This is a genomic window from Komagataeibacter sp. FXV3 (genome assembly GCF_015155755.1).
Classification (GTDB): domain Bacteria; phylum Pseudomonadota; class Alphaproteobacteria; order Acetobacterales; family Acetobacteraceae; genus Komagataeibacter.
In genome coordinates this window covers 1-4031 of the sequence record NZ_VWPI01000179.1, presented here as the reverse complement: position 1 = coordinate 4031, position 4031 = coordinate 1, and the positions used below count along the sequence as shown (strand labels likewise).

6 protein-coding genes are annotated in these 4031 nt (G+C 53.8%); 1 reads left to right on the top strand and 5 read right to left on the bottom strand.

Annotated features, from left to right (window positions below; translation table 11 throughout):
• The coding region (locus F1542_RS16715; RefSeq protein ID WP_193731790.1) for a transposase at window positions 1–153 on the top strand (153 nt) is incomplete at its 5' end.
• 166 nt (window positions 154–319) lie between these two features.
• Here F1542_RS16715 and rfbD read toward each other — a convergent pair.
• From rfbD to F1542_RS16690, 5 genes are all read right to left on the bottom strand, one after another.
• Window positions 320–1210, bottom strand: a complete 891-nt coding sequence (rfbD, locus tag F1542_RS16710; RefSeq protein WP_193733987.1) for a dTDP-4-dehydrorhamnose reductase — start codon at window positions 1208–1210, stop codon at window positions 320–322.
• Window positions 1210–1767: a dTDP-4-dehydrorhamnose 3,5-epimerase gene (gene rfbC / locus F1542_RS16705; protein WP_193733986.1), complete on the bottom strand. Its 558-nt coding sequence runs from the start codon at window positions 1765–1767 to the stop codon at window positions 1210–1212. Before rfbC ends, rfbD begins: the two co-directional genes overlap by 1 nt.
• A 26-nt stretch (window positions 1768–1793) precedes the next feature.
• On the bottom strand, window positions 1794–2663 hold the full coding sequence (gene rfbA / locus F1542_RS16700) for a glucose-1-phosphate thymidylyltransferase RfbA (protein WP_193733985.1): 870 nt from the start codon (window positions 2661–2663) through the stop codon (window positions 1794–1796).
• 29 nt (window positions 2664–2692) lie between these two features.
• Entirely contained in the window at window positions 2693–3748 is a 1056-nt protein-coding gene (gene rfbB, locus F1542_RS16695; RefSeq protein WP_193733984.1) for a dTDP-glucose 4,6-dehydratase, read from the bottom strand.
• 103 nt (window positions 3749–3851) lie between these two features.
• Window positions 3852–4031: transposase (locus F1542_RS16690; RefSeq protein WP_193733983.1), on the bottom strand; the 180-nt coding region annotated here is incomplete at its 5' end.

Here is a 4031-nt window from a genome sequence, read left to right as displayed (position 1 = left end):
CGCTGGGTGGTTGAACGAACATTCGCCTGGCTGGGACGGTGCAGGCGGCTCGCCAAAGATTGGGAAAAGTCCATTGCTTCCTCAACCGCATGGACATTGATCGCCTCGATCCGCATGCTCACACGACGGACAGCAAGGCATTATCAAGCTTGAAAAACTTTCGGATCGGGCTCTTAGAAGGATATCCGTTTCTGTAAAGTCACCGAGGAGTAGAGGAAAGCAGCCAGGCCGTCCATTGTACACACAATATGTGAGAAATTGCTCCTTTTGAACAGATGGGGCGATATCCAATAGGCTTGAGGGCACACAGTAGATACCATTACCCGTGCAGTATATCCTTAACTGTCTGTTTTACGCTTTCCTGCCATTCCGGCAATTTCACACCAAAGGTCTTTTCAAGCTTTGTTCCATCAAGACGTGAATCTTTTGGGCGCTTGGCCGGTGTTGGCCAATCTTCCGTACGAATTGCCATTATTTCCGGCATGGGACGCCCAGATTTAGCAGCTTCCTGCAGCACTGCCACGGCAAGTCCATGCCATGTTGTCATTCCTGAGCCGGTTGCATGATAAATGCCAGCGTAAGCGTCTTGCCATCCCAGCTGCAACTTTTCAATTATTGCCAGAATGCCGGCAGCCAGATCATCGGAACAGGTTGGATTGCCGAACTGGTCACCAACCACCTTCAACTCGGGATTTTTTGCACCTGCATTGATCATGGTGCGCACGAAGTTTTTCCCATGGGACGAATAAACCCACGCCGTTCTCAGAATGAGGGTCTTGGGATGTGCGGTCAGTACAGCCTGTTCTCCTGCCGCCTTGGTACGTCCATACACAGTCTGGGGGCTGATCGGATCCGTTTCAACATACGGCTCCCCTTTATCGCCCGCATATACATAATCCGTTGAAACGTGGATTAATGGAATATTATGTCGCGCGCAGACTCGGGCCAGTTCAGCTGGACCCGTTTCATTGGCACGAGTGGCCCCTTCCACTTCACTTTCCGCCAGATCAACAGCAGTCCATGCCGCTGCATTCACGACAAAGGCGGGACGATATTTTTCAATCGCTGCAGCAATGGTTTCGGGTCTGTCGAAGTCAAATTCCGGACGTCCGACCACCACTACGCGCGTACCGCCCAGCTTTGCCAGTGAAGTCGCCAGTTGACCCTTGCCACCAGTGACGAGAATGGGACCACGCATATCGCTATTCATCAGATACTGAACCAGCCTTTGGCTTCGGCAAAATGCGGAGCAACCTGATCCTTGTCAGACAGGATTGCATCACCCGGAGCAATCGGCCATGCGATATTCAGATGCGGACAGTTCCAGATTACGGCCCGTTCAGATGCTTTGTCATACAGACCGGTACATTTGTACTGTACTTCCGTATTGTCAGCCAGGGTCACAAAACCATGCAGGAAGCCCGGCGGAATCCACAGTTGGGACCAGTTTTCTTCCGAAAGTTCAGCAGCAACCCATTTGCCATATGTGGGCGATCTGGTCCGCGCATCCACCGCTACATCCCAGATTGCACCTCTTGTGCAGCGTACGAGTTTACCCTGTTCATGCGGTGCCAACTGACAGTGCAACCCACGCACGACCCCTTTCTGCCGGGACAGGCTCTGGTTATCCTGAATGAAAGGCAGATTGATCCCTGCATCTCTCATACGGTCCAGATTATAGGTTTCAGAAAAAAAACCACGACTGTCACTGAAGCGGGGCGGTGTGATCAGAATGACATCAGGGATGTCCAGACGCTCGACCTTCATGAATGGTTACTCCTTTAAACCTGCTGCTACCCGACAAGACGGAGCATGTAGCCCAGTTCGGTCTTGGCCATCTTCTTTGCCTGCGCCAGCAGGGTATCACGATCGATATATCCCATCCGGTAAGCAACTTCGGTCGGTGACCCAACCAGCATGCCCTGACGGGACTGGATGGTCTGAACAAAATTACCAGCCTGCATCAGACTGTCAGACATACCGGCATCCAGCCAGGCGCATCCACGACCCAACTGGTCAACGCTGAGCGTACCTTCCTCAAGATACATCCTGTTAAGATCGGTGATTTCCAGTTCGCCGCGCGCACTGGGCCTGACCCGTCGCGCCAATTCTGTCACACGGTGATCATAAAAATAAAGCCCGGTTACGGCCCAGTTCGATTCAGGCTTTTCAGGCTTTTCGACAATATTGAGTGCACGACCATGCGCGTCGAAGGAAACCACGCCATAACGTTCAGGGTCGCGTACCTGATAGGCAAAAACGGTTGCCCCGTTCGCCTGCCTGGCCCGCTGGGCTGCCTCACGTAACAAACCGCCCAGATGGTCAGCAAAAATCAGATTGTCACCCAGCGCCAGAGCACAAGGTGCACCGTCGATCCAGTCTTCTCCGATTACGAATGCCTGTGCCAGCCCATCGGGCGAAGGCTGGACACGGTAGGCAAAACGGACCCCGAACTGCGATCCATCCCCTAAAAGCCGCTGGAACTGCGGCATATCCTGCGGTGTGGTAATGATCAGGATATCCTGAATCCCTGCTAGCATCAGCGTTGTCAGGGGATAATAGATCATTGGCTTGTCATAGACAGGCAGCAATTGCTTTGACGTGGCCAGCGTCATCGGATGCAGGCGTGTTCCGGACCCGCCAGCCAGCAGGATACCCTTCATCGGTGCGGGCTGTGTTACGGATGCGGTTGTCATGCTTGGGTTCCCAGTCTCTGACCTGTGTAGCGTTGCGCGCGGATGCCTTCCCACCAAGCGCGATTGTCCAGATACCACTGCACCGTGCGCCGGATGCCCGTTTCAAAATCATGTCGGGCCTTCCAGTCAAGCGCCTGCTCGGCATGGCTGGGATCAATCTCATAACGGAAGTCATGTCCTGGACGGTCCGTAACAAAACGGATCAGGCGTTCACGCGGCCCCTTGGGGTCGGGGACGAGTTCGTCCAACACGGCGCAGATGGTCTTGACGACCTGCAGGTTCATGCGGGGCTGGCGTGCACCGATGGCGTAGGTTTCACCCGGTTGTCCGTGTTCGACCGCCTTTACCAGCGCCTCGGCATGGTCTTCGACAAACAGCCAGTCGCGAATGTTCTCGCCCTTGCCGTAAACCGGTAGCTCCTTGCCCTCGATGGCGTTGATGGTCACAAGCGGGACAAGCTTTTCGGGAAAATGCCAGATACCGTAGTTATTTGTCGTATTGGTTACGAAGGTAGGCAGACCATAGGTGTGGTACCATGCCCGGACGAGATGGTCGGACGCTGCCTTCGATGCGGAATACGGGCTGCGGGGATCATAAGGCGTGGTTTCGGTAAAGGGCGGATCGTTGACATCCAGATGCCCGAAGACTTCATCGGTCGAGATATGATGGAAACGGAATGCCTTCTGCCGGGCGTTATCCAGCCCCTTCCAGTAGGCATGCGCGGCTTCCAGCAGCGTATAGGTGCCGATAACGTTGGTCTGCATGAACACCCCGGGCCCGTCGATGGAACGGTCCACATGACTTTCTGCCGCAAGATGCATGACAGCGTCAGGCTTGTGGGTTTCAAACAGATGCTTCATCGCGGCAGCATCAAGGATACTGGCAGGCACATGAAGGTAACGATCACTCGAAGCGACCTCTGCTACAGCATCTGGCGACGCTGCATAAGTCATGCAGTCGACATTGATTACGCTGTGTTCCGTCTTGTGGACAAGGTGCCTTACCACAGCAGAACCGATAAACCCGCAACCTCCAGTCAATAATACCCGCATCAATTGTGCCCTACATTATAAAAATACTAGGATAACATGAGGAATTATAACAGTAAATATATAAAACAGCAGATCTCCAGAGCACATCAACATCTAGGGCCTGTTAGAGCCCGATCCGAAAGTTTTTCAAGCTTGATAATGCCTTGCTGTCCGTCGGTCGTGTGAGCATGCGGATCGAGGCGATCAATGTCCATGCGGTTGAGGAAGCAATGGACTTTTCCCAATCTTTGGCGAGCCGCCTGCACCGTCCCAGCCAGGCGAATGTTCGTTCAACCACCCAGCG